Origin of the sequence: Streptosporangium sp. NPDC023615 (assembly GCF_040640155.1) — a bacterium.
In the GTDB taxonomy this organism is placed as follows: domain Bacteria; phylum Actinomycetota; class Actinomycetes; order Streptosporangiales; family Streptosporangiaceae; genus Streptosporangium.
The window spans coordinates 70,358-93,614 of sequence record NZ_JBFABE010000028.1; the positions used below are offsets into that span (position 1 = coordinate 70,358).

Genomic DNA, 23,257 nt, shown 5'->3' on the forward strand with positions numbered 1-23,257 from the left:
ACAACCTAGCACGAAAGGGGAAGCACATGAGTTTCATGCAGCTCTTCCCGACTAACCGGTACCTGAACTGGGGCGGCTGTTGCTGTCGTCGCCGTCGTCGTTGCGGATGTGGCTGCGGCGGTGGCGGGGGCGGCGGCTGGTGGTGGTAGCCGGAACCGGTGCTAGCAGAGTTCGGTGCTAGCTGAAACACATGAGAGCCGACGGGTGAACCGTCGGTTCTCATTCTCTGAGTCGCCCTCGCCCGCCGGGCCGAGGGCCGTCGTCCGCCGGCCTCCCGAGACGCCGGTGGTCTCCATCCGCAGGACCTTCCGCGAGTTCTGGCCGCAGACGTACGGCATCCGCCGTTTCCTCGTGGCCGGCTGCGTGTTCGCGATCGTCGCGGCCGTGTGCGAGGTCGCCACGATCGGCCTGTTCGGATTCATCGTCGACGAGGTGCTGAGCAGGCAGGACCTGGGCGCGTTCTGGATGCCCGCCCTCGCCTGGCTCGGCCTGGCGGCGGTCGCGGGGCTGGTGTCGTTCGCGGGCGCCTACCTCACGTCCGTGGGCGGCGAGCGCTTCCTGCTGCGGCTGCGCGACAGGGTGTTCGAGCACGTCCAGACCCTCACGCCCGACTTCTTCGACAACCGCCGTCTCGGCGACCTGATGGCCAGGCTCACCGACGACATCGAGGCGATCGAGGAACTGGTCGGCACCGGCCTGGTCAAGCTCTTCACCACGCTCGCGAGCGTCGTCTTCTTCTCGGCGGCCGCCTTCTACGTCCGCTGGGACCTGGCGCTGCTGACGTTCCTGCTGGTCCCGGCGTTCCTGATCGTCTCGAAGATGTTCGCGGGCAGGTTCAGGACGGCGGCCGCCCGCGAGCGGCTCAGCAACGGGACCATGAACAGCGTCATCGAGGAGAGCCTCTCCAACCAGTCGCTGGTCCAGTCCTACAACCGCCAGGGCGCCGAGGCCGAGCGGCTGCACTCCGAGGGCCGCACCTGGCTGCGGGCCAACGTGGCGCAGGCGTGGCTGTCCTCGCTGTACGGACCCGTCGTGCAGGTCATCGAGACCGTCTGCCTGATCGCCATCCTCGGGTTCGGCGCGTGGGAGATCGCCTCGGGACGCCTCACCATCGGCGGGCTGCTCGCCTTTGCGGCCTACCTCGCCTACCTCTACCCGGCCGTGCAGAGCCTGGGGCAGATCGCCCTCACCGTCTCGGAGGCGGCGGCGGGCTCGGACCGGGTCATCGAGATCCTGCGGACCCGGCCGGCCGTCACCGACCGCGAGGGCGCCGTCGACCTGACCCGGCGCAGCGAGGGCAGGATCGAGTTCCAGGGGGTCGGCTTCACCTACCCGAACCGGACGAGGCCAACGCTGCGGGACCTGTCGTTCGTCGTCGAACCCGGGGAACTGGTCGTGTGCACCGGGCCCAGCGGCGTGGGCAAGTCCACGCTCGCCAAGCTCCTGCTCCGCTTCTACGACCCCACCGCCGGGCGCATCCTGCTCGACGGGAACGACATCCGGGACCTGACCCGCGCGTCGCTCCGCGACAACGTCACGATCCTGCAGCAGGAGAACCTGCTCTTCTCCGGGACCGTACGCGAGAACATCGCCTACGGCAGCCCCGGCGCCGACCTGGACGACATCGTCCGGGCCGCCGTCCTGGCGGACGTGCACGACTTCGTCGGCACGCTTCCGCTGGGGTACGAGACACCGATCGGGCAGCGCGGCCGGCTGATGTCCGGCGGGCAGCGCCAGCGGATCGCCATCGCCAGGGCGATCCTGCGCGACGCTCCCGTGCTGGTCCTCGACGAGCCCATGACGGGGCTCGACACGCTCACCGCGGCACGGATCATGGAACCGCTCAACAGGCTCATGAGCGGGCGCACGACGATCATGATCACCCATGACCTCAGGTCCGTCCCCGAGGGCGCCCGGCAGATCGTGCTCGAACCCGTCCCGCGCCGCTCCGGCCGGATCAGGGTCAGGACCGCCGCGCGCCGGTCGATGGTCCGGCCGGGCTGAGGGGATTCGGCCGGGCTGAGGGGATTCGGCCGGGCCGAGGGGATTCGGCCGGGCCGGGGGCGGGCCCTCCTGGAGGGGCTCGCCCCCGGCCCGTCCCCGCTCAGCCCTCGACCGCTCCCGGTCCGTGCTCGGCCCCCGCCACGGGGCTGCCCCGGCCTGTTCCGGCCTGTTCCGGGGCGGCACGGGTTCCACCGGTCCCGCGAGGAGACTCGGCTCAGACGTGGGTGACCAGGAGGGTCACGCCCGCCTCCCCGCCGCAGTCGACGAACACGGGACCGACGCCGTTGCCGATCGTGCGGGAGAGGGTCGCCTCGGCCACGAATCCCTTCGGGTCGGAGTCGACGATGCGGACGTTCTCCAGCGCCGGCCTGTCGCCGAACCCGCTGATCACGGCGTTCAGCCCTCTGCCCCCGCCGCAGTGACCGGTGATCCTCACCTTCTCGCCCCGCCTGGCGGTGGGGTTGGGGCTGACCCGGACGACCGCCCTGGCGCCCTTCGGCGGCCGGGACGCGGCCGCCGCGACGGTGACCGTGCCGGCCGCCCCGGCCGTGCCGGCCGCCCCGGCCGCCTCGACGGTACCGGCCGTGCCGGTCGGGCCGCCGGCGAGCGCTGCGGGCGCGCCCGGCCCGAGCACCCCGGCGGTCAGGGCGATTCCGGCGATCGCGACGATCGTTCTCTTGTTCACGGCGACTCCCTTGTGAGGGCCTTCCGGCCCGTACACCTGTGGTGATCCCCTGTCGTCCGGGATCACCCGGTAGGTAGCCGAAAGGGTCGCCGCGGGTTCGCGCCCGGCCGGATAGTGACGTGGATCACACGGGGAGCCGCCGGCCGGAGCCGTCCCGGTCCCGAGCGGGGCCTGTCCCGGCTCCGTCCAGGCTCCGTTCCGGCCCTGTCCCGCCGCCGGAGCCGGGCGCGCGTGGCCGTACGCTGGCCGGGCACCCAACCGAAGGGAAGATCATGTTCCGGCATGTCGTGCTGTTCACCTGGGCCGAGGAGGCCACCGGCGAGCAGAGGGCCAGGGTCGCGGAGGAACTCGGCAGGCTGCCCGCGGCCATCCCGGAGATCCGCGCCTACACCCTCGGCGCCGACGCGGGCGTGAGCCCCGGCAACCACCAGTTCGCGATCGTCGCGGACTTCGACGGCGTCGACGACTTCCTCGCCTACCGCGACCACCCGCTGCACCAGGCCGTGATCGCCGAGCACATCAAGCCGATCGTGGCCTCCCGGGCGGCGGTCCAGTTCGAGGTCTAGGACTCCGGCGGGTTGTTCTCCCGGTGCATCAGGCGGTCCTCGGACGTATGGCCGCGCCGGGGGGCCATCACGACGCTCAGCACGATCCCGACGGCGCCGACGATCATGAAGATCAGGCCGATCACGTCGATGTGCACGGACTCGCCGAGGACGTCGGGTTCGATGGCGAAGCGGAGGATGGCGCCGAGCGTGAGAAAGAAGATGCTGATCCCGACACCCATGATTTCCTCCGGATAAGGCCGTCCGCCAGGCAAAGGGAGCGTACGGAAATGGTCATACCCTTCCGCGCGCGATGACACCACTCAGAACGACCTTGTCCGCGGCGGTGGGTCCGGCCGATCCCAGCCACACCGGGACCCCCAGCGCCTCCGCCACGGCCGAGGGCCAGTCGTCGATCCCGTCGGCGTAGCGCGGCCGGACCCGCGAGAGCCGGGCGGTCAGCCGGGCCTGCCGTTCCAGATCGCCGGGCGCGCCGACCGGCAGCTCGCCGATGTCGTACGAGACGCACATCCGCGACACCGGCGCGTCCAGGTGGGTGAGGGCCAGGGCGTCGGCCCCGCCGGCGGCCGCGAGCGCGTAGCGGTGGGCCACCGCGTCGAAGTGACCGGTCCTGAAGGGACCCTGCCAGGGACCGGTGCCGTTGTGGGCCTCGGGCAGCGCCAGGGCCGGGTCCTCGGTGTCCTCGGTCACCAGCGGGCCCGGGCCGTGCCGGGGGGTGTAGGTCCGCAGCACGCCCAGCCGCAGCGCGGGCGCCCCGCCGAGCAGCTCCAGCGCGCCCGCGAAGGTCGTCGTGCTCCAGGTGGTGTACGGGTGGAAGCCGTGCCACTCGTCGAGCAGCACCCCTTGCGCGCCCTCGAAGACCACCGGCCGCCCGCGCAGCAGGGCGGTCACGAAGGAGGAGCCGACCAGGACGACCCGTTCGGCGAACGCCCGGAACGCCGCGACGCAGTCCTCCACCTCCGGCCCGGTCACCCCCAGCGCCTCGCGCAGGGCGCGCAGCTTGCGGGTCAGCCGGGCGGGCTCCTCGCAGTCACCCGCGGTCGGCGCCAGGTCCGGGTGCGCCAGGGCGTAGGCCATGGTCTCACCGACGCCCATGCCGCACGACCCGTGCCGGTCCTCGCCCCGCGCCAGCTCCCTGGCCCGCCCGGCCTCCACGTGGTACGGGGTGGCGAGCAGGGCGTCACGGTCCACGGTGAGCAGGGCGAGCGGGTCGGGGACGCCCAGCTCCGCCAGGTGGGCGGCCTCCCGGGCCAGCGCCAGGGGGTCCACGACCGTCAGGCGGGACAGGTGGGTCGGCACCCCCCTGAACGTGCCCGCCCCGAACTGCGCGAACGTGTGGTGCCGCCCGTCGGGCAGGACCACGTTGTGCCCCGCCTGCGCGCCCCCGTTGAACCTGACCACGGCCCGCACGGGCCCGCGCTCGCAGAGCCAGTCGACGACGGTCCCCTTGCCCGCGTCGCCGTAACCGAGGTCGGTCACGATCACATGCTCGTCCATACGATCACCCGTTCGTCGACGTCGTTCCCACCGGCCGGCCGCCGCCCCGCCGGGCGGGGCGGCGACCGGGCCTCTCCCTTCGTGGCGGGCTCCCCGCCGCCGTGCCTCGCGGTGGCCGCCGCGCGGCGGGGAGCCCTTTTCCCGCGGGGGCCCTTCCCGGAGCCCCTCTCAGAGTCGCAGCACGCCGCTGTCGCCTCCCAGGTCGAGCCCGTCGGCGACCACGAGCCTGCCGCGGTCGAGTCTGGCCAGGGCCTTGCCCACCGAGGTCCCGGCGGTCGAGCCGATCTCCTCCAGGTCGTCCAGCCCCTCCCGCAGGTCGATGGCGTCCTCGCCCAGGCCGACGGTGAGCGCGATGGTCTCGGAGACGGCCTCCAGGTCGTCCAGTTCCAGCACGTTCTGCCCGAGCAGGTCGCGCCAGGCGGACAGCACGCCGCCGTTCCCGGCGTGGCTCGCCCCGGCGGGGATGATGTAGTACACGTCGTAGATCCTGGTCAGCTCGGCGATCATCTCCTTGATCGGGATGTCCCGTTCGAGCCGCTCACCGATGACCTTCTCGACCTCGCGCCGCTTGACGTGCTGGTAGGGCAGCTCGTCGCCGATGATGAACAGGTAGCCGCGGCGGCCCCGCTTCTCGAAGCAGTCGATCGAGGTGTGCCGGGCCATGAAGTACATCGCCAGCTCGTACGACTCGCGCATCTGGCCGCCGCCCCCGCCCTCCAGCAGGATCTTCCCCAGGTGCTCGTCCATCCGGTTGTCCGACTCGAACTGGCCGACCTGGAGCGGCGCGCGGTCGCAGGTGGCGTCGCCGATCGCGCCGAAGAGGATCTGCGGGTCGGTCGCGTAGCCCTTGCGCAGCAGCAGCCCGAGCAGGTCGGGCAGCCTGGTCTGCAGTCGGCGGGGCACCCCGCCCATCGAGCCGGTCACGTCGAACAGCACGGCCACGGCCAGCGAGTCGGGGTGCTCCGCGGAGTCGCGGCTCTCGCGGGCCGCGACCCCGCGCGGGTCGAGATCGGGGTGCGTGGTGCGGGCGCCGCTGTCGGTGTGCGCGAACGCGCTCCCGCCCTTGGCGGCGCGGTAGCTCGCGGCGGCGGAGTAGACGTCGGTGGACCAGATTCCGCTTCCCATGGGGGATCTCCTTGCATCGGGGGTGGAACGTTCCGGAGGACAGTGATCACGGACGAGGGCGGGGCGGCCGGGGACCCGCGCGCCCCGGCGGGTGCCGGGACGCCCGCGGCGCTCACAGGCGCAGGGGCCGGTACTTCCGCGGTCCGTACAGGTCGTCGAGCAGGTCGTCGAGCTCCGCCAGGAGCCGCCAGGCGTCGTCCGGCGGGCCGAGCAGGCTCCCCCGGACGAAGCGCCGGATCGCGGCGGGGGCGCCGTCGCCCATGAGGGCGGCCACGCACCGGGTGGCGAGGTGGATGTCCAGCGCCGGGGTCGCGGGCCTTCTGGTCATGACCTCGGGCGGGTAGTCGTCCCGGTGCCGTGCCACCAGGGCGGTGACCGGGGTGCCGATCGGGACGGACTGGCTCCAGTCGACCAGCACCAGGCCGTGGTCGATCGGGTGGACGAGAACGTGGTGCCCGAACACCGCGCCGTGCACCACCCCCGCCCGGTGGGCCGCGCCGACGGCGACCAGCAGCCGCCGCCAGATCCACGCCGCGTCCCGCGCGTCGAGCACCGGCCGCCGCCGTGCGATCTCGTCCAGGCTCACGAAGCCGTCCGGCACCCGGCTGATCACGTTGGCCTGTCGCTCGACCCCGCCCGAGCGGTGCCGGAACGACTCCACCAGCCGGGGGACGTACGGCAGGAGCAGCGGGTCCCCGTCCCGGGCGATCGTCTCCAGGGCTTCGGCCTCGCGGCGCATGAGGTCGTTGTCGGTGTGACTGCGCGGGACCTTGAGCAGCGTGTCGGCACCGCTCCGGTAGAGCACGGCCGTGGCGCCGCGCCACAGGACGCCGCCGAGGCGGTAGGACCCCCGGCCGGTGGTGATCACCGTTTCGGGTGCCGCGCCCGCCCCGCCCCGGGCCGCCCAGAGCTCCGCCAGCCGGGTGAACGCCTCGGCGGCCTCGGCCCCCGGTGCCAGGTCGGGATGGAGCAGCCTGGCCAGGGCGCGGTAGACGCGGTGGGGGGACGGCCCGCCGAACAGGTCGCCGGGTGTGCGGGCGGCGCTCACCATCCTGATCGCCTCGTCGGTGGTCCTCACCTGATCGTCTCCTCCCTGGCGGGCCGCAGCAGCGCGGGGTGCAGGAGCCGGGCGTCCCCGGCCCGGTAGAGCTTGGCCCGGGGACCGCCCCTGGCCCCGCCGCTCTCGGTGGTCTCGCCGGTGCTCTCCACGAAGCCGGGCACCGACAGGATCTTGCGGTGGAAGTTGCCCGCGTGCAGCGGGACGCCCCAGACCGTCTCGTAGACGCCGCGCAGCTCGGAGATGGTGAACGTGTCACCGGCGAAGGCGGTGGCCAGCGGGGTGTACTCCAGCTTGCCGCGCGCCCGCTCCAGGCCGTGGGCCAGGATCCGGTCGTGGTCGAAGGCGAGCTCGGGCGTCCCGCCGACCGGGTGCCAGGCGGCCTCGGAGGCGTCCGTGCCGGCCCGGGGGTCGGGCAGGTCGGGGGCGAAGGCGAGGTAGGAGACCGACACGACCCTCATCCGCGGGTCCCGGTCGGGCGCGCCGTAGCTGGCGAGCTGCTCGATGTGCACCCGGTCGGACAGTCCCGTCTCCTCGGCCAGCTCCCGCGCCGCGGCCTGGGGCAGGTCCTCTCCCGGCTGGATGAACCCGCCGGGCAGCGACCACCGCCCCGCGTACGGCTGCTCGCCCCGCCGGATCAGCAGGACCCGCAGCCCACCCCCGCGAATGGTGAGGGCCACCACGTCGACGGTCACGGCCACCGCGGGATAGGCCCGCGGGTCGTACGCGGCCAGGAACTCGGCTTCACTCATCACACGTCCTTCTCAAATTGAGACAATCTCATTATGAGAATAACCCGGTGCGATGTCAATGCCGTGGAATGTCCCGTTCGCGGGAGAGGGGTCCGGGAGGCGTGGACGGGAGGCCGGGAGGACGCGGGCGGGAGCCCGGGAAGACGCGGGCGGGAGGCGCGAGGACGCCGGGCAACGTGGGTGAGAGGCCAGCAGGACGTGGGTGGGAGACCCGGGAGACGTGAACGAGGGGCCGGTCCCGTCGGAACGGGACCGGCCCCTCGTCATGCCCGCCGCGGGAGCGGAGGGGGAACCGGGGGCGGGCGCCGGGCGGCGCCCGCCACGGTCAGAACGCCTCTTCTGGCAGCTCCATCAGGCTCTGGTCGGTCGCCTCCAGCGTGCGGCGCTCGGCCGCGACGCGGGGCAGGACGCTCTGGGCGAAGAAGGAGGCCGCGGCGACCTTGCCCGTGTAGAAGGCGGTGTCGCCCCGCCCGCCCGCCGCGCCCGGCGCGTCGGTGGAGGAACCCAGGGCGGCCAGCGCCACCTCGGCCTGGCGCAGCAGCAGCCAGCCGATCACCACGTCGCCCAGGGCGAGCAGGAACCGGGTGGTGTTGAGCCCGACCTTGTAGACCTCGGCGGGCACCTCCAGCGAGCCGAGCGCCCAGCCGGCCATGGTGTCGGCCATCGCCTTGACCTCGTCCGCCGCCTCGGCCAGGAGCGCGCGCTCGGCCTTCAGGCGCCCGTTGCCGGCCTCGGAGGCGGCGAAGGCCGTGATGTCCGCGTGCAGCGAGCCGAGGGCGACCCCCTGGTTGCGCAGGACCTTGCGGAAGAACAGGTCCAGGCCCTGGATCGCGGTGGTGCCCTCGTACAGGGAGTCGATCTTGGCGTCCCTGATGTACTGCTCGATCGGGTAGTCCTGCAGGTAGCCCGAGCCGCCCAGGGTCTGCAGCGACCGGGACAGCATCTCGTACGACCGCTCCGAGCCCACGCCCTTGACCAGCGGGAGCAGCAGGTCGTTCATGGCCTCGGCGTGCTCGTCCCTGCGGCCCTCGTGCTCGGCGATGAGCACGTCGTCCTGGTAGGTGGCGGTGAGCATGACCAGGGCGCGCATGCCCTCGGCGTAGGACTTCTGGAGCATCAGCTCCCGGCGTACGTCCGGGTGGTGGGTGATGGTCACCCTCGGGGCCGACTTGTCGGCCATCTGGGTGAGGTCGGCGCCCTGCACCCGCTCCTTGGCGTAGGCCAGCGCGTTGAGGTAGCCGGTGGACAGGGTGGCGATCGCCTTGGAGCCGACCATCATCCGGGCGTGCTCGATGATCATGAACATCTGCTTGATGCCCTCGTGCGTCCCGCCGACCAGCGTGCCGATCGCCGGGTGGTCGCCGCCGAAGGTGAGCTCGCAGGTCGTGGAGACCTTCAGGCCCATCTTCTTCTCGACGTTGGTGACATAGACGCCGTTGCGCTCGCCGAGCTCACCGGTCTCCAGGTCCACGTGGTACTTGGGGACCAGGAACATCGACAGGCCCTTGGTGCCCACGCCGTGCCCCTCGGGGCGGGCCAGCACCAGGTGGAAGATGTTGTCGGACAGGTCGTGCTCGGCGCTGGTGATGAAGCGCTTGACGCCCTCGATGTGCCAGGTGCCGTCGTCCTGCCGGACGGCCTTGGCGCGCCCGGCGCCCACGTCGGAGCCGGCGTCGGGCTCGGTGAGCACCATGGTGGCGCCCCACTGCCGCTCGATGGCCAGCTCGGCGTAGCGCTTCTGCTCCTCGGTGCCGATGGTGTGCAGCACGTGGGCGAAGGCCGGCCCGCTGGAGTACATCCACACGGCGGGGTTGGCGCCGAGGACCATCTCGGCCAGGGCCCAGTTCACGCTGCTGGGCAGGCCGGGGCCGCCCAGCTCGGCGGGGAGCCCGAGGTTGGTCCAGCCGGCGTCGCGGTAGGCGGCGAAGGACTTCTTGAAGCCCTCCGGCATCGTCACCGCCCCGGTCTGGGGGTCGAACACCGGGGGCGTGCGGTCGCCCTCCTCGAAGGAGTCGGCGAGCACCCCGGTGGCGAGGCGGTCGACCTCCTTCAGGATGCTCCGCACCACGTCCTCGTCCAGGTCGGCGTAGAGGCCGGTGCCCAGAACGTCCCGGCGCCCGAAGACCTCGAAGAGGTTGAACTCCAGGTCACGGACATTGCTCTTGTAGTGGCCCATGGGGTCTTCTCCTTGAAACCGGGGGAACCGGAACCTGTCATACTCGCCGGTAACTTTACCGGTAATGCTACCCGCGAGTAACCCCCCGAAAACAGGCCAGGGTGGGATGTACATCACGTCGGTGAGAAGAGAGCGCCGTGGCCGCCGCGGCGGGGTCGACCCCCGTGCGGCGCTCTCCTAGGCTCGCCCCATGGACGAGCGCTGGCGGGCCGACCTCGAACGGTGGGCCATCCCGGAGGAGATCGCGGCCGGGGCTCCGGCCGACCCCTGGGGACACTCGGCCGCGCGGTTCGCCGAGCGCGCCGACCGTGCCCTCGCGGCCCCCGAGGGGCCGACCCTGACCAGGACCGCCGAGGCGTTGCCGCCGGGCGGGAGCGTGCTGGACGTGGGCGCCGGGAGCGGGGCGGCCTCGCTGCCGCTCGTCCCCGCCATGGGGGAGCTGATCGCGGTCGACGTCTCCGGCGCGATGCTCGCCGAGCTGACCTCCCGGGCCGCCGCCCTGGGCGTCCCGGTGCGGACCGTGCGGGGCCGCTGGCCCGACGTCGCGGACCGGACCCTGGTGGCGGACGTCGCCGTCGCCGCCCACGTCGTCTACAACGTGCCGGACCTGGCCGCCTTCCTGACCGCGCTCACCTCCCACGCCCGCCGGCGGGTGGTGCTGGAGCTCACCGAACGGCACCCGATGAGCTGGCTCAACCCCCTCTGGCGGCACTTCCACGGCGTCACCCGCCCGCTCCGTCCCACGGCCCACGACGTGATCGCCGTCGCCGAGGGGCTCGGCCACCGGGTCCGCCACGAGTCGCGCCCGGCCCCGCTGTCCCGCTTCGACCGGCTGGAGGATCTCGCCGAGAGCGCCTGCAGGCGGCTCTGCCTCGGCCGCGAACGCGCCGACGAGGTCGTCTCGGCGGTGATCGAGCTGGACATGTGGCCGGTCCCCCGCGACCGCTGGTTCACACTCTGGTGGGAGGCACCCGGACCGGGCCCCTCAAGGCCGGGGAAAACCGGTTGACCGCCCCGAGGGAGGCGGCTTGGGTGGGCCCATGATTGACATTCACTTCGTGACGTTCGACTGCATCCGGCCCTACGAGGTCGCGACCTTCTGGAGCGAGGCCACCGGCCTGAAGTTCCACCCCGAGACGGACAAGGACGACGACGACGAGTTCCTCCTCCAGGGAGGCACGACGGATCTGCTGTTCGTGACGGTCCCCGAGGGCAAGACCGTCAAGAACCGCATCCACCTGGACGTCACGGCCGCGCCGGGCGGTACCCGCGAGGAGGAGGTCGAACGCCTGCTCGGGCTCGGTGCCACGATCTTCAGCGACCTGCGCAACCCCGACGGCTCCGGCTGGGTGACGATGCTCGACCCCGAGGGCAACGAGTTCTGCGTCTGCCGCGCCGAGCACGAGAAGGCGTAGCGCCCGTGAGGGCCCGGGGGGTCAGTGGCCACCGGGCAGGGACGCCTGGCCACGCCCCTTGAGGACGACGGCCAGGAGCGCGGTGATCAGGTAGACCGCGACACCGCCCTGGAGGGCGTCGAGCGCCGCGCCGAACACCCCCTCGCCGTCGAGGATGAGCTGCACCGGATACAGGAGCGTCGCGGTGCCGAGCGCGGGATAGAGCGAGAATCGCCAGGGGTGGCGCAGAGCCCACAGGCGGGCCTGCCGGGTCACCCGGTCCCCGATGGCGGGCCTGCTGATCGAGCCGATGGCCGCGATGAGCGAGAACAGGCCGATCCCGACAGCCATCGCCCAGGTCAGGTTCGTGTCGCCGGCCAGCACGCCCACTCCGAAGCTGGTGACCGCCAGAGCGCCGCCGGCCACCGCGGCGGTCCTCCAGGGAGCACCGCGCAGGGCCGCGCCGGCAAGGGACATCTCGTCACGTCGAGTCAGTTCGTCGTTCATGCCATCAGCGTGCCCGCCGTGCCCCCCTGTCCACATCGGGGAGCGACCCTGGTTGTTCCCGGGGTCACCGCGTCGGGGTGCCGCCCGCGCTTCCCGTACCGGCTCTCCGCGTCTCCCGCGCCGATGACCTGGCGTCCGGGGCCGTCCGCGTCGGCGACGGGCTCCTGGCGCTCCCCCGAGAACACGGCAAGCCCGTGATCTCGGGTAGTTTGGCCGTCGTGCCGGTGGAATTCCGTATCGCCCGTGCCGAGGACGTGCCGATCGTCGTGGCCCTGCTCGCCGACGACGTCGTCGCGGCCGGCCGCCAGGGCGACTTCGGCGACGAGCACCGCGCCGCCTTCGCGCTCATCGACGCCGACCCCGGCAACGAGCTGATCGTCGCCGAGCTGGACGGCGAGGTCGTGGGCACCATGCAGCTCACCTACATCCCCGGCATCTCCCGTCGCGGCGCGCTCCGGATGCAGATCGAGGCGGTCAGGATCGCCTCCGGCGTGCGGGGACGGGGCCTGGGCCGCACGATGATGGAGTGGGCCCTCGACCGCGCCCGTTCCCGAGGCTGCGCCCTGGTCCAGCTCACCACCGACAAGAGCCGCGCGGACGCCCACCGCTTCTACGACTCCCTGGGCTTCGTGGCCTCCCACGAGGGGTACAAGCTCTCCCTGACCTGACCCCGGGACCTCTCCCCGATGCGACCCCGGACCCCTCCCTCAGGGCCCTTCCCGGTGCGGGCCCGGACGCCCCGGCCGGCCCCTTCCCCGTCATCCCGAGGCGCACGGGCCGATCTCGACGAGGTTGTCGTGATAGACGGCACCGCGCCCCATGTCGGCGTCGCGAGCGCCCACCACGGCGTTCGGCGTGGCGCCCCCCGGGCTCAGCTTGCGCCAGTGTCCCTTGGTGGACGCCACCACGCCGGGCCGCACCCGCTCGCTCACCTCGACGACCGCCTCGAACTCGCCCTCGTCGTTGAACACCCGGGCCCGCTGCCCGTCGCTCAGCCCCCGCCGCGAGGCGTCCTCGGGGTTGACCGCGATCCGCGGGCCCTTCGAGCGCCGCAGCAGCTCGGGGTTGTTGCCGAAGGTGGAGTTGAGGAAGGTGTGGGGGGCGGGCGTGACGAGCGCCAGCGGGTACGGGCCCGGCGCGGCCGAGGCCGTGCGCGAGGGGACGTAGGCCGGTCCCGCGCCGAACCGCATCCGGCCCGAGGGCGTCGGGAAGCCGTCGGCGAACGGCGCGAAGGGCCGGGGCACGTTGAGGCGGACCCACCCCTCCTTGCGCAGCCGGTCGACCGTGATCCCGTCCAGCGACGGGTGCCCCGAGGAGAGCAGCTGCTCGGCCAGCTCAAGGTCGGAGTCGTACAGGGACGGCTCGGTGAGCCCCAGGTGCCGCGCCAGGCGGCGGAACGTCTCGGTGGTGGACAGGCACTCGCCCGGAGGCGCGACCGCGGGCTCGTTCCACGACAGGTACATGTGGCCGTAGCCCGCGTGCAGGTCGGTGTGCTCGATCTGCATGGTGGCCGGGAGCACGATGTCGGCGTAGTCGACCGTGTCGGTCGGGAACTGCTCCATCACCACCGTGAACAGGTCCTCGCGCAGCAGCCTCTCGCGGATCCGGTTCTGGTCGGCGGTGGAGGCCATCGGGTTGGCCGCGTACACCCACAGGCACTTCACCGACTCGTCCAGCTCGTCGGCCAGCCGGGTCATGGTGAGCGTGCGGACCGGCCGGGCCAGCAGGTCCTCGCGGGTGTCGATGTTCAGGTGCACGTGCCCGCTGGTGGAGTAGGCGATCCCGCCGCCGGGACGGCGCCAGTCCCCGGTCACGCCGGGAATGGCGGCGATCGTGCGCACGGCGGTGCCGCCGCCCGCGTGCCGCTGCACCCCCATGGTGGCCCGGATGCCGGTGGGCCGGGTACGGGCCAGCCGCTCGCCCAGGGCCCGGATGCCGGACTCCTCCAGACCCGTGATCCCCGCCACCCGCGCCGGAGGGTACCGGAGGATCTCCTGGCGGAAGTCCTCCCAGCCGCTGGTGTGCCTCTCCAGGAAGTCGCGGTCCTCGGCGCCCTCGGCCAGGACGACGTTCATCAGCCCCAGCGCGAGGGCGGCGTCGGTGCCCGGCCGGATCGGCAGGTGCTCGTCGGCCTGCTCGGCCGTACGGGTGCGGATCGGGTCGATCGCCACCACGTGCGCCCCGGCGGCCCGGCCGTCCTGGATGAACTTCCACAGGTGGTGCCCGCTGGTCAGCGTGTTCGTGCCCCACAGCAGGATGAGCCTGGAGTCGGCGAACGTCTCGGGGTCCATGCCGCCGGGGGTGCCGTAGACCTGCTCCAGGCCGGTGTTGCCCGCGACGGAGCAGATGTTCAGGTGGTGCCTGGAGGCCCCCAGCACGTTCCACAGGCGCCGGCCCGCGATCCCCTCGGTCCCCTGGACGTAGCCCAGCGTGCCGGTGCCCGCGTAGGGCCAGATGGCCTCGCCGCCGTACTCCTCGACGATGCCGCGCAGCCGTACGGAGATCTCCTCAAGGGCCTCGTCCCACCCGATGCGCTCGAACCTGCCGGAGCCCTTGGGGCCGATCCGGCGCATCGGGTACAGGATGCGGTCGGGTGCCGCGGCGTGCTCCAGGTAGCGGTTGACCTTCACGCAGAGCGCGCCGCGGGTGTAGGGGTGTTCGGGGTTGCCGCGCAGCCTGACGGCCCTGCCGTCCTGGACGGTCACCACCCACGAGCAGGTGTCGGGGCAGTCCAGCGGGCACGACCCCAGCACTCGCAATTCGCCTGACGACATGCTCCGACTGTAACGCCGGCGTCCCGGCGGGGCACACGCGTCACCTGAGGAGGCCGCCGTGGCCGTGACCGGGGACGTCGTGGGCGTGATCGTCGCGGACGTGACCGTGGGCGCCGTGACCGTCGTGGGCGTGGTCGCGTCCCAGCCCGCCCCCGCCGGTCCCCGGCCCGCCGCCCTTCTGCCCGCCGCCCCTCTGGTCGCCGGTCCCCGGCGCGACGGCGCCCCGCTCGCCGGTCCCCGGTCCGCCGCTCCTCGACCCACCGGTCCCCGAGGAGCCGGAGGCGTCCTCACCGGGCAGGTCACGGGCGTAGGCGTAGGCGAACGCCGCGGTCGCGATCGCACCGGTGTTCACCGCCAGCGCCCTGTCGCCGATGTTGGCGATGGTGTCGCACGCCTGGTGGTAGCACTTGTCGTAGGCGACGCCCGCGACGCCGCCGAACCTCGCCGCCTCCTCGGGCGACTTGACGCCCTCGGCGCCGGTGAAGAGCCCGCCCGACGGGATGCCCACCGCGATGAACGGGCCGTAGTCGGAGCGGCCGGTGAAGTCGGAGTCCTGGTAGGGCTGCTTGACCGCCTTGAAGTACGCCTGCAGGAGGTGCTCGATCTGGGCCGATCCCGAGGGCGGCCTGGAGTCCACGTCGGGGTCGGAGGAGTCGCCGTCGTAGATCCCGAAGACGTGGTTCGGCGAGGCGATCATGTCGAAGTTCAGGTAGAGCCTGATCTTCGCCCTCTCCGCCGGCGGCAGGGCGGCCACGTAGTGCTTCGACCCCAGCAGCCCCAGCTCCTCGGCCCCCCAGAAGGCGAAGCGCAGCCGGTTGCGCGTCCGCAGCGGGGCCGCCGCCAGCGCCGTCTCCAGCACGGCCGCGCTGCCGGAGCCGTTGTCGTTGATGCCGGGGCCCGCCGCGACGCTGTCCAGGTGCGCGCCCAGCATGACCACCCTGCCCGGGTCGCCGTGGCGGCTCTCGGCGATGACGTTGCGCGTCCTGCGGTCGGGGGCGCTCTCGGCGTCCACCGAGAGCGACGCGGTCGTCCCGCGCGCCGCCAGCGCCGCGCCCGTGGCGAAGTCGGCGCCGATCGCCGGGATGGTCACCGACGAGACGTTGAGCGAACCGTTGATCAGCGGCCTGCGGTCGGCGACGCCCTCGCCGGTCTGGCCCTCGTTGAAGATGATCACCGCGGAGGCGCCGGCCGCCTGGGCCAGCTCCGCCTTGACCTGGAAGCTGCAGGTGCCGCGCTGCATCAGCGCGATGTTGCCCCGGACGAACCCGGCGAAGTCGCTCTTCTCGCACCCGGAGGTCGAGCTCGGCGTCCTGCTCGGCGGCAGCGTCAGGTCGACCCCCTGCACCGGCGCGGTCACCTTCCCCGAGCCCGAGTACGTCATGGTCCTGAACCGCGTGCCGGGCTCGTACGTCGCGGGGGCGGGCGCGACCCGGCGCAGCGTGGGCGCCGTCCGCTCCTGGAAGAAGGAGATCTTGAACTCCTGCATGGTGACCCGGTAACCGGCGGCGCGCAGCCTGCTCGCGACATAGTCGGCCGAGGCGTCGTAGCCCGGCGTGGCCGCGGCCCGGTTGCCGCCGGCGGCGTCGGCGATGCTCTGGAACCTCTCCAGGTGCCGCCGGACGGACGCGAGCCCGATCGACCTCCCGAACGTCTCCGCGCCCGGCGGCAGCGGGTTCACGGCGGATGCCGGGGCCGTGGGCGCCTGGACGGCGGGTGCCTGGACGGCGGGCGCCGCCTCGGCGGGTGCGGCGGAGACGGCGGACAGGGTCATGACCGCGATCGCGAGGATCGCGACCGGCACCCCCCCGGAGGCACGTGCGCTCATGCGGGAACTCCTCTGCGTGGATCGAGCGGCCGCCCCGCCGTGACCCCGGCGCGAGGGGGCCACGACGAGAGGGCCCCCTCCCCGGACGCGAGGGTGGACGCGGCCGTGAAGGGGGGTCCCCGCGTCCCTGGGCACGCCCGCGCGGGCCGTCGGCGGGCGACGGAACATGACCTTCAGCCTGTCAGGCCGTCACCCGTTAAATCCAGCGTTTCCGCAGCTAGGAGGGTCAATTCTCCATCTGTGACAGGTACGCAGTGTTCGTCTGATCTTCCTGCCGGACCCGAACCCCGGACCCCGGGCCTCCGCCGGCCGGGCGGCGGGGGCCCCGCGGCGGCGGAGGTCAACCGTAGACCGATCGGCCGGCCCGCCGGCGCCGTTTCCGCGAGGTCCCGCCGGAGACCTTCGCGCCACCGTCCCGCCACCGTCCCCGCCGTCCCGACCAGACCCCGCCGTTCCGGAGAGGTCCCGCCTTCCCGGCGCCGCCTCGCCGTCCCGGCCAGACCCCGCCGTCCCGGTGAGGTCCCGTCTTTTCGTGCCGCTCCGGTCTTTCCGGTATGTCTCCGTCCTCCCGCCCTCACGGACCGGGACGCACGCGGTGTCGTGACGCGCCCGCGTTTCCCGGCCTGGAGCGCCAGGATGGAAGTGACGCCGTCGGGGCCGCCGGAGATCACCGGAGGCCGCCGACACGTGTACGACGCCCATTGGGAACACTGAAGGAGTGAAGCGGTGACGCACCTGTGATGCGGACCGTGCAGAATCGCTGGCGGTGACGGAAATCAAGGAGCTTGGCGAGACGACGTCCACCGGCGGGACCCCGCCGGTGCCGGACGGCGATACCGTCGTGCGCGTGGTCGAGCCGCTGCTTCCGCAGCGGATCCGCCGCCCCTCGGACCTGCTGCGCTTCCTGGCGACCCTGCTCGTGCTCGTCGCGGTGATCCTGCTCGCCCTGGTCGCCAAGAAGACCCTGAACGGGCTGGAGGGTGACGTCACCGACGGCACCAACCGGGCGCCCTTCCTGCTCAGCGGCCTGGCGGGGGTGCTGAGCGCCTCGGCGATGCTGGGCGTTCCCGTGGCCTTCGCCATCGAACGGGTGTTCCACCGTGACGGGCTCCGCGTGGCCGAGGGCCTCTTCGCCGCCATCGCCGCCATGGTCCTCTCGTACGTGCTCGGCGAGTGGATCGTCAACGCCGGCCCCGAGGACCTGCGGCTGCTGCTGACCGGCAACCGGGAGGGCGTGGAGCCGGTCGACACGCTGCTGACCCCGATCATCGCCTACGTCACCGCGGTGCGCATCTCCCGCCGCCCCACCTGGCGCGCGGCCCTGTGGAGCGCGGTCGCGCTCAACGCCGTCGCCCTGTTCGCCGGGTTCGCCGCGACCATCCTGGGCATCGTCGTCTCCATCCTGGTCGGCCTGGCGATCGGCTACGCCACCCTCTACGGCGTGGGCAGCCCCAACACCCGCCCCCCGGGCAGCGCGGTCGTCTCCGCGCTCCGCAAGCTCGGCTTCGCCCCGGTCAAGGCCCACCGGCTCGACGACGACCACCAGAGCAGCCGCCGCTACGCCGTCGAGCTGAGGGACGGCACCCGTCTCGACGTCACGGTCCTGGACCGGGACCGCCAGGTCGCCGGGGTCCTCTACCGCCTCTGGCGTCGCATCCGCCTCAACTCCGAGACCCGCCGCAAGGCCATCCGCTCGCTCCGCGCCGAGCTGGAACGCGAGGCCCTCATGGCGTACGCGGCGCAGGCGGCGGGGGCGAGCACCCCCCGGCTGCTGGGCACCAGCGAGATCGGCAGCGAGGCCGCGCTGCTCGCCTACGAGCACACCCCCACCCGCGCGCTCGACGACATCCCCGACGACGAGATCGACGACAACCTGCTGGCCCAGATCTGGGAGCAGGTCCTGCTGCTGCAGGTCCAGCGGCTCGCCCACCGCCGTCTGACCGGCGACAGCATCCACGTCGACGCCGAGGGACGGGTCGTCCTGATGGACGCCCGCAGCGGCGAGATCGCCGCCGGTGACCTGCTGCTCCGCCTCGACATCGCCCAGCTGCTCACCTACCTCAGCCTCCGCGTCGGGGCCCGCAGGGCCGTGGAGGCCGCCGCGGCCGGGGCCGGGCCCGGCGTGCTCGCCGACGCGCTCCCGCTGCTCCAGCGGATCGCGCTGACCCGCGAGACCAGGAACGCGCTCAGCAAGAACAGGGAACTGCTCACCGAGATCCGCGAGCGGATCGTCGAGCTCAGGCCGAGAGCCGAGGCCGACGAGGTCCGCCTGGAGCGCTTCCGCCCCCGGACGCTGATCACGATCATCGCCACCGCGTTCGCCGCGTACTTCCTGGTCTACTACCTGACGCAGATCAACCTCAACATGATCACGTCGGCCAAGTGGAGCTGGACGGGCGTGGCGCTGGTCGCCGCGATGCTGAGCTACGTCGCCGCCGCCCTGATGCTCAAGGGCTTCGTGCCGGAGAAGCTGCCCCTCGGCCGTACCGTGCTGGTCCAGTTCGCCGGGTCGTTCGTCAAGCTCGTCGCGCCCGCGGCGGTGAGCGGCGTCGCGATCAACAGCCGCTACCTGCAGAAACGCGGCATCCCGCTCGGACAGGCGGTGGCCAGCGTGGGGGCCTCCCAGCTCATCGGGCTGGTCATCCACATCACGCTGCTCCTGCTGTTCGCCTACATCACCGGCTCCAACACGGCCTCGTCGTTCACCCCGTCGCGCACGCTCGTGGTCGCGCTGCTCGCGGTGGCGGTGCTCGTGGTGGCCGTGGTGAGCGTGCCGCGCCTGCGCCGGATGATCACCTCACGGCTCCGCTCGCTGTTCTCCGGGGTGATCCCGCGGCTGCTGGACGTCCTGCAGTCGCCCGCGAAGATCGCCGAGGGCTTCGGCGGCACCCTGCTGCTCACCGTGTTCTTCGTGGTCTGCCTGGACGCCTCCGTGCGCGCCTTCGGCGGCTCCCTCAACATCGCCGCCGTCGCCATCGTCTTCCTGGCCGGGAACGCCATCGGCTCGGCCGCCCCCACCCCCGGCGGTCTCGGCGCCGTCGAGTTCTCCCTCTCGGTCGGCCTGACCCTCTCCGGCCTGCCCGCCGAGGTGGCCACCCCGGCCGTGCTGCTGTTCCGGCTGCTGACCTTCTGGCTGCCGGTACTGCCGGGCTGGGCCTCCTTCACCTACCTGCAACGGCAGGGGGCCCTGTGACCCTGCGCCCGGCGTGACGGGTGTTGCGGGCGTCCCGGCCCTCCGGGCCCTTCCGTGCCCCGGCGGTCCGGCCGGACCGCCGGGGCACGGACGAGCTCAGGCCTCGCTCGACCTGGCCCAGAGGTTGACGCCCGCCTCGACAGCGTCCTTGTCGATGGCCTCCAGCTCATCGGCCTCGAACGACAGGTTCTCCACCGCGGCCAGGCTGTCCTCCAGCTGGCCGACACTGCTCGCGCCGATCAGCACCGACGTGACGCGCCGGTCGCGCAGCGCCCACGCCAGCGCCATCTGCGCCAGCGACTGACCGCGCCCACGCGCGATCCCGTTCAGGGTGCGGACGTGCCGCATCGTCTCCTCGGTGAGCATCTCCGGGGTGAGGAAACGTCCCTGCGAGGCCCGTGACCCCTCCGGGACGCCGTTCAGGTAGCGGTCGGTCAGCATGCCCTGCGCCAGCGGGGAGAACGCGATGCAGCCCACGCCCTCCTCCTCCAGCACGTCGAGCAGGCCGCCCTCGATCCAGCGGTTCAGCATCGAGTACGACGGCTGGTGGATCAGCAACGGCGTGCCCATCTCCCGCAGCAGCCGCGCCGCCTCGGCGGTGTGCTCGGGCGAGTACGACGAGATGCCCGCGTACAACGCCTTGCCGGACCGGACCGCGTGGTCCAGCGCGCCCATCGTCTCCTCCAGCGGCGTGTCCGGGTCGAACCGGTGGCTGTAGAAGATGTCGACGTACTCCAGCCCCATCCGCCGCAGCGACCGGTCCAGGCTGGAGAGCAGGTACTTGCGCGACCCCCACTCGCCGTACGGGCCGGGCCACATGTCGTACCCCGCCTTGGTGGAGATGACCAGCTCGTCCCGGTACGGCGCGAAGTCCTCGCGCAGGTGCCGCCCGAAGTTGGTCTCGGCCGACCCGGGCGGCGGCCCGTAGTTGTTGGCCAGGTCGAAGTGGGTGACGCCCAGGTCGAAGGCCCTGCGCAGGATGGCCCGCTGGGTCTCGAAGGGCTTGTCGTCGCCGAAGTTGTGCCAGAGCCCCAGCGAGACGGCCGGGAGCCTCAGCCCGCTCTTGCCGACCCTGTTGTACGGCTGCCGGTCGTCGTACCTGTCGTCGGCCGCGAGATAGGTCATCGTTCCGCCTTCGCCGTGTCGATGATCCAGGAGAGGGTGAACGCCTCTTCGCGCCAGGAGTCGTACCTGCCGCTCCGGCCGCCGTGCCCGGCGCCCATCTCCGTCTTGAGCAGGAACGGTCCGCCGCGCGCGACCTCACGGAGCCTCGCGATCCACTTGGCGGGCTCGTGGTAGAACACCCGGGTGTCGTTCAGGCTGGTGATCGCCAGGATGGGCGGGTAGACCCGGTCGTCGACGTTCTCGTACGGCGTGTACGACCTCATGTACGCGTACACCTCGGGATCGTGCAGCGGGTCGCCCCACTCGTCCCACTCGATCACGGTCAGCGGCAGCGACGGGTCGAGGATCGTGTTCAGCGCGTCCACGAACGGCACCTCCGCCACCACGCCGGCGAAGGTCTCCGGCGCCAGGTTGGCGACCGCCCCCATCAGCAGCCCGCCCGCCGAGCCGCCCCTGGCGACCACGGGACCGGACCAGCCCGAGGACTTGAGGTGCTCGGCGACGGCGACGAAGTCGGTGAAGGTGTTCCTCTTCTTGGTGAACTTCCCGTTCTCGTACCAGTGACGGCCCATCTCGCCGCCGCCCCTGATGTGCGCAACGGCGAAGACGAAGCCCCGGTCGAGCAGGCTGAGCCGGGCGATCGAGAACGACGGGTCGATCGAGATCTCGTAGCTGCCGTAGCCGTACAGCACGGTGGGGGCCGGGCGCTCGGTGCCCTTCCTGACGACGATCGAGATCGGCACCTGGGTGCCGTCCGGGGCGGTCGCCCACTCGCGGAACTGCTCGTAGTCGTCGGGGTCGTACCCGCCGAGCACGGCCTTGCGCTTGAGCAGGACCAGCTCGCCCGTCTCGAGGTCGTAGTCGTAGACCGACGACGGGGTGATCATGCTGGTGTAGCCGAGCCGCAGCCTGCCGGTGGCGAACTCGGCGTTGCCCGCCGGGGCCACGTCGTAGATCGGCTCGGGGAAGGGGATCTCGTACGGCTCCCCGGAGCGGGGCAGGATGCGGATGCCGGTCTGCCCGTTGCGCCGGAAGTGCACGACGGTGTGCCCCTCGAAGGCCTCCACGTCGAGCAGCCGGGTGTCGGTGCGGTGCGGGATCAGCGGCGTCCAGTCGCCGGGGGCGTCGAGCGGCGCGGTGGCCAGCTCGAAGTTCTCGGCCTCCCGGTTGTGCAGGACCAGGAAGTGGTCGCCCGCGTGGTCGACGCCGTACTCCACGCCGGTCTCCCGGGGACGGACGACACGGAACTCGCCGGTGGGGTCGTCGGCCTCCAGGAGGCGCACCTCACTGGTGATCTTGCTTCCGGCGGAGAGGATCAGGTAGCGCTCGCTGCGGCTGAGCCCGATGCCCACCCAGAACCGCTCGTCGGTCTCCTCGTGGACGAGGACGTCGTCCGCGGCGGGGCTCCCGATCGTGTGCCGGTGGACCCGGTTGGGCCGCCACGCCTCGTCCACCGTCGTGTAGAAGAAGGTCGTGCCGTCGGCCGACCAGGCGCCGCCGTAGAAGATGCCGGGGATCTCGTCCGGGAGGACCTCGCCGGTGGCGAGGTTCTTGATCCTGAGGGTGAAACGCTCGTCGCCGGTGAAGTTGGTGGAGTAGGCCAGCAGGGTGCCGTCGGGGCTGATCGAACTGGTTCCGAGGGAGAAGAAGTCGGAGTCGCCGGCGACCTCGTTGCCGTCGAGCATGACCTTCTCGCCGGGGAGGGGCTCGTCCGTCTTGAGCTCGGGCGGGGTCTCACCGTCGGCGGGCACGCGGCACTGGATGCCGTACTGTTTGCCCTCCTCGGTCCGCGAGTAGTACCACCAGCCGCCCTTGCGGTTGGGGACCGAGAGGTCCGTCTCCAGGGTGCGCCCCTTGATCTCCTGGAAGAGCGTCTCCTGCAGGGGCTTGAGGTGGGCGGTCGCCTCCTGGGTGTAGGCGTTCTCCGCCTCCAGGTAGGCGACCACCTCCGGGTCGTCCTTGACCGTCAGCCACGCGTAGTCGTCGACCACGGTGTCTCCGTGGTGCACGCGCTTGCTGGGAACCTTCTTCGCCGTCGGCGGCATCTGGCTGCTCACTCGCCGAGTCTACGTTTCCACCGGTGCCTGTTCGGGTCCGTCCGCCCGGCCGGCCTCACCCGTCCGGCGGCTCGGCCTTCCGTCCGTGCCGAGGGCGTCGCCCGGGCCGGATCCCCGATCCCGGCCCAGGGAATACGGCCGCGAGGTTCGGCGTTACGTCTCGAGCGGTCCGCGAGGGCTGCTAATCTTTTGATGTCGGCGGGGTCCGGCGCAAACCACTCAAATCACTTCGGTGACTTCCGTACGGCTTGTGCCATGTCCATCGACCGCCCCTTTGAAACCCACGGTTCCAGAGCCGGTTCGCAGAGCCGCTCGGAGGCTGGTAAGTTCAGAGGGTCGCTCCGGAGACGGAGCAGCCTGAATTCCACCAGCACCGCCAGATCGAATCAACCGCTTTAAAACAAGCCGGTTTGACACGAAAAAGCGAGGCTGAAAGAATAAGGGCACAACGAAAGAGCAAAAAGGATACGAAATGGAACGCCCCTGGTGGTCGGCTGGTTGATCCGGTCGGTGGTCGGGT

At 72.0% G+C, this 23,257-nt stretch carries 18 protein-coding genes; 6 read left to right on the plus strand and 12 right to left on the minus strand.

Going from position 1 to position 23,257, the window contains the following annotated elements; genetic code table 11:
- Positions 1-285 precede the first annotated feature (285 nt).
- Positions 286-2,004, plus strand: a complete 1,719-nt coding sequence (locus AB0G16_RS20755; protein WP_362807058.1) for an ABC transporter ATP-binding protein — start codon at positions 286-288, stop codon at positions 2,002-2,004.
- Positions 2,005-2,218: 214 nt separating this feature from the next.
- Here the strand turns inward: AB0G16_RS20755 and AB0G16_RS20760 are convergent, their stop codons facing one another.
- Positions 2,219-2,689, minus strand: a complete 471-nt coding sequence (locus AB0G16_RS20760) for a hypothetical protein (RefSeq protein ID WP_362807061.1) — start codon at positions 2,687-2,689, stop codon at positions 2,219-2,221.
- Between the two features lie 272 nt (positions 2,690-2,961).
- Here AB0G16_RS20760 and AB0G16_RS20765 point away from each other — a divergent pair, with 272 nt between their 5' ends.
- On the plus strand, positions 2,962-3,255 hold the full coding sequence (locus AB0G16_RS20765) for a Dabb family protein (protein WP_362807064.1): 294 nt from the start codon (positions 2,962-2,964) through the stop codon (positions 3,253-3,255).
- On the opposite strand, the gene AB0G16_RS20770 is transcribed toward AB0G16_RS20765, so the two are convergent.
- The 6 genes from AB0G16_RS20770 to AB0G16_RS20795 form a co-directional block, all read right to left on the minus strand.
- Complete coding sequence (locus tag AB0G16_RS20770; protein ID WP_362807067.1) at positions 3,252-3,476, minus strand: DUF6458 family protein; 225 nt, start codon at positions 3,474-3,476, stop codon at positions 3,252-3,254. The two genes, AB0G16_RS20765 and AB0G16_RS20770, sit on opposite strands and share 4 nt — an antisense overlap.
- Before the next feature lie 52 nt (positions 3,477-3,528).
- A complete protein-coding gene (locus AB0G16_RS20775) occupies positions 3,529-4,752 on the minus strand; it encodes an adenylosuccinate synthetase (protein WP_362807070.1) in 1,224 nt (407 codons plus the stop codon).
- Between the two features lie 168 nt (positions 4,753-4,920).
- Positions 4,921-5,877, minus strand: coding sequence for a hypothetical protein (locus AB0G16_RS20780; protein WP_362807073.1), 957 nt, complete (start codon positions 5,875-5,877; stop codon positions 4,921-4,923).
- A gap of 112 nt (positions 5,878-5,989) precedes the next feature.
- Positions 5,990-6,955: a lipopolysaccharide kinase InaA family protein gene (locus AB0G16_RS20785; RefSeq protein ID WP_362807076.1), complete on the minus strand. Its 966-nt coding sequence runs from the start codon at positions 6,953-6,955 to the stop codon at positions 5,990-5,992.
- A complete protein-coding gene (locus tag AB0G16_RS20790) occupies positions 6,952-7,686 on the minus strand; it encodes an NUDIX domain-containing protein (RefSeq protein ID WP_362807079.1) in 735 nt (244 codons plus the stop codon). The genes AB0G16_RS20785 and AB0G16_RS20790 overlap by 4 nt, the downstream gene beginning before the upstream one ends.
- A 325-nt stretch (positions 7,687-8,011) precedes the next feature.
- Complete coding sequence (locus AB0G16_RS20795) at positions 8,012-9,862, minus strand: acyl-CoA dehydrogenase (RefSeq protein WP_362807082.1); 1,851 nt, start codon at positions 9,860-9,862, stop codon at positions 8,012-8,014.
- A 190-nt stretch (positions 9,863-10,052) separates the two neighbouring features.
- Here AB0G16_RS20795 and AB0G16_RS20800 point away from each other — a divergent pair, with 190 nt between their 5' ends.
- Entirely contained in the window at positions 10,053-10,871 is an 819-nt protein-coding gene (locus AB0G16_RS20800) for a class I SAM-dependent methyltransferase (RefSeq protein WP_362807085.1), read from the plus strand.
- Positions 10,872-10,902: 31 nt separating this feature from the next.
- The gene (locus AB0G16_RS20805; RefSeq protein ID WP_362807088.1) at positions 10,903-11,277 is read left to right on the plus strand and encodes a VOC family protein; all 375 of its coding nucleotides are present in this window, start codon (positions 10,903-10,905) and stop codon (positions 11,275-11,277) included.
- Positions 11,278-11,298: 21 nt separating this feature from the next.
- Here AB0G16_RS20805 and AB0G16_RS20810 read toward each other — a convergent pair whose 3' ends face one another.
- The gene (locus AB0G16_RS20810) at positions 11,299-11,763 is read right to left on the minus strand and encodes a hypothetical protein (RefSeq protein ID WP_362807091.1); all 465 of its coding nucleotides are present in this window, start codon (positions 11,761-11,763) and stop codon (positions 11,299-11,301) included.
- Between the two features lie 218 nt (positions 11,764-11,981).
- Here AB0G16_RS20810 and AB0G16_RS20815 point away from each other — a divergent pair, with 218 nt between their 5' ends.
- On the plus strand, positions 11,982-12,431 hold the full coding sequence (locus AB0G16_RS20815; protein ID WP_362807094.1) for a GNAT family N-acetyltransferase: 450 nt from the start codon (positions 11,982-11,984) through the stop codon (positions 12,429-12,431).
- A gap of 90 nt (positions 12,432-12,521) precedes the next feature.
- Here the strand turns inward: AB0G16_RS20815 and AB0G16_RS20820 are convergent, their stop codons facing one another.
- The gene (locus tag AB0G16_RS20820) at positions 12,522-14,537 is read right to left on the minus strand and encodes a molybdopterin oxidoreductase family protein (protein ID WP_362807096.1); all 2,016 of its coding nucleotides are present in this window, start codon (positions 14,535-14,537) and stop codon (positions 12,522-12,524) included.
- A gap of 40 nt (positions 14,538-14,577) precedes the next feature.
- On the minus strand, positions 14,578-16,362 hold the full coding sequence (locus AB0G16_RS20825; protein ID WP_362807099.1) for a M28 family metallopeptidase: 1,785 nt from the start codon (positions 16,360-16,362) through the stop codon (positions 14,578-14,580).
- Positions 16,363-17,128: 766 nt separating this feature from the next.
- On the opposite strand from AB0G16_RS20825, the gene AB0G16_RS20830 reads away from it, so the two are divergent.
- A complete protein-coding gene (locus tag AB0G16_RS20830) occupies positions 17,129-19,555 on the plus strand; it encodes a lysylphosphatidylglycerol synthase transmembrane domain-containing protein (RefSeq protein WP_362807101.1) in 2,427 nt (808 codons plus the stop codon).
- A 96-nt stretch (positions 19,556-19,651) separates the two neighbouring features.
- Here AB0G16_RS20830 and mgrA read toward each other — a convergent pair whose 3' ends face one another.
- The gene (gene mgrA / locus AB0G16_RS20835) at positions 19,652-20,680 is read right to left on the minus strand and encodes an L-glyceraldehyde 3-phosphate reductase (protein ID WP_362807104.1); all 1,029 of its coding nucleotides are present in this window, start codon (positions 20,678-20,680) and stop codon (positions 19,652-19,654) included.
- Entirely contained in the window at positions 20,677-22,737 is a 2,061-nt protein-coding gene (locus tag AB0G16_RS20840) for a S9 family peptidase (RefSeq protein ID WP_362807106.1), read from the minus strand. The genes mgrA and AB0G16_RS20840 overlap by 4 nt, the downstream gene beginning before the upstream one ends.
- Positions 22,738-23,257 lie beyond the last annotated feature (520 nt).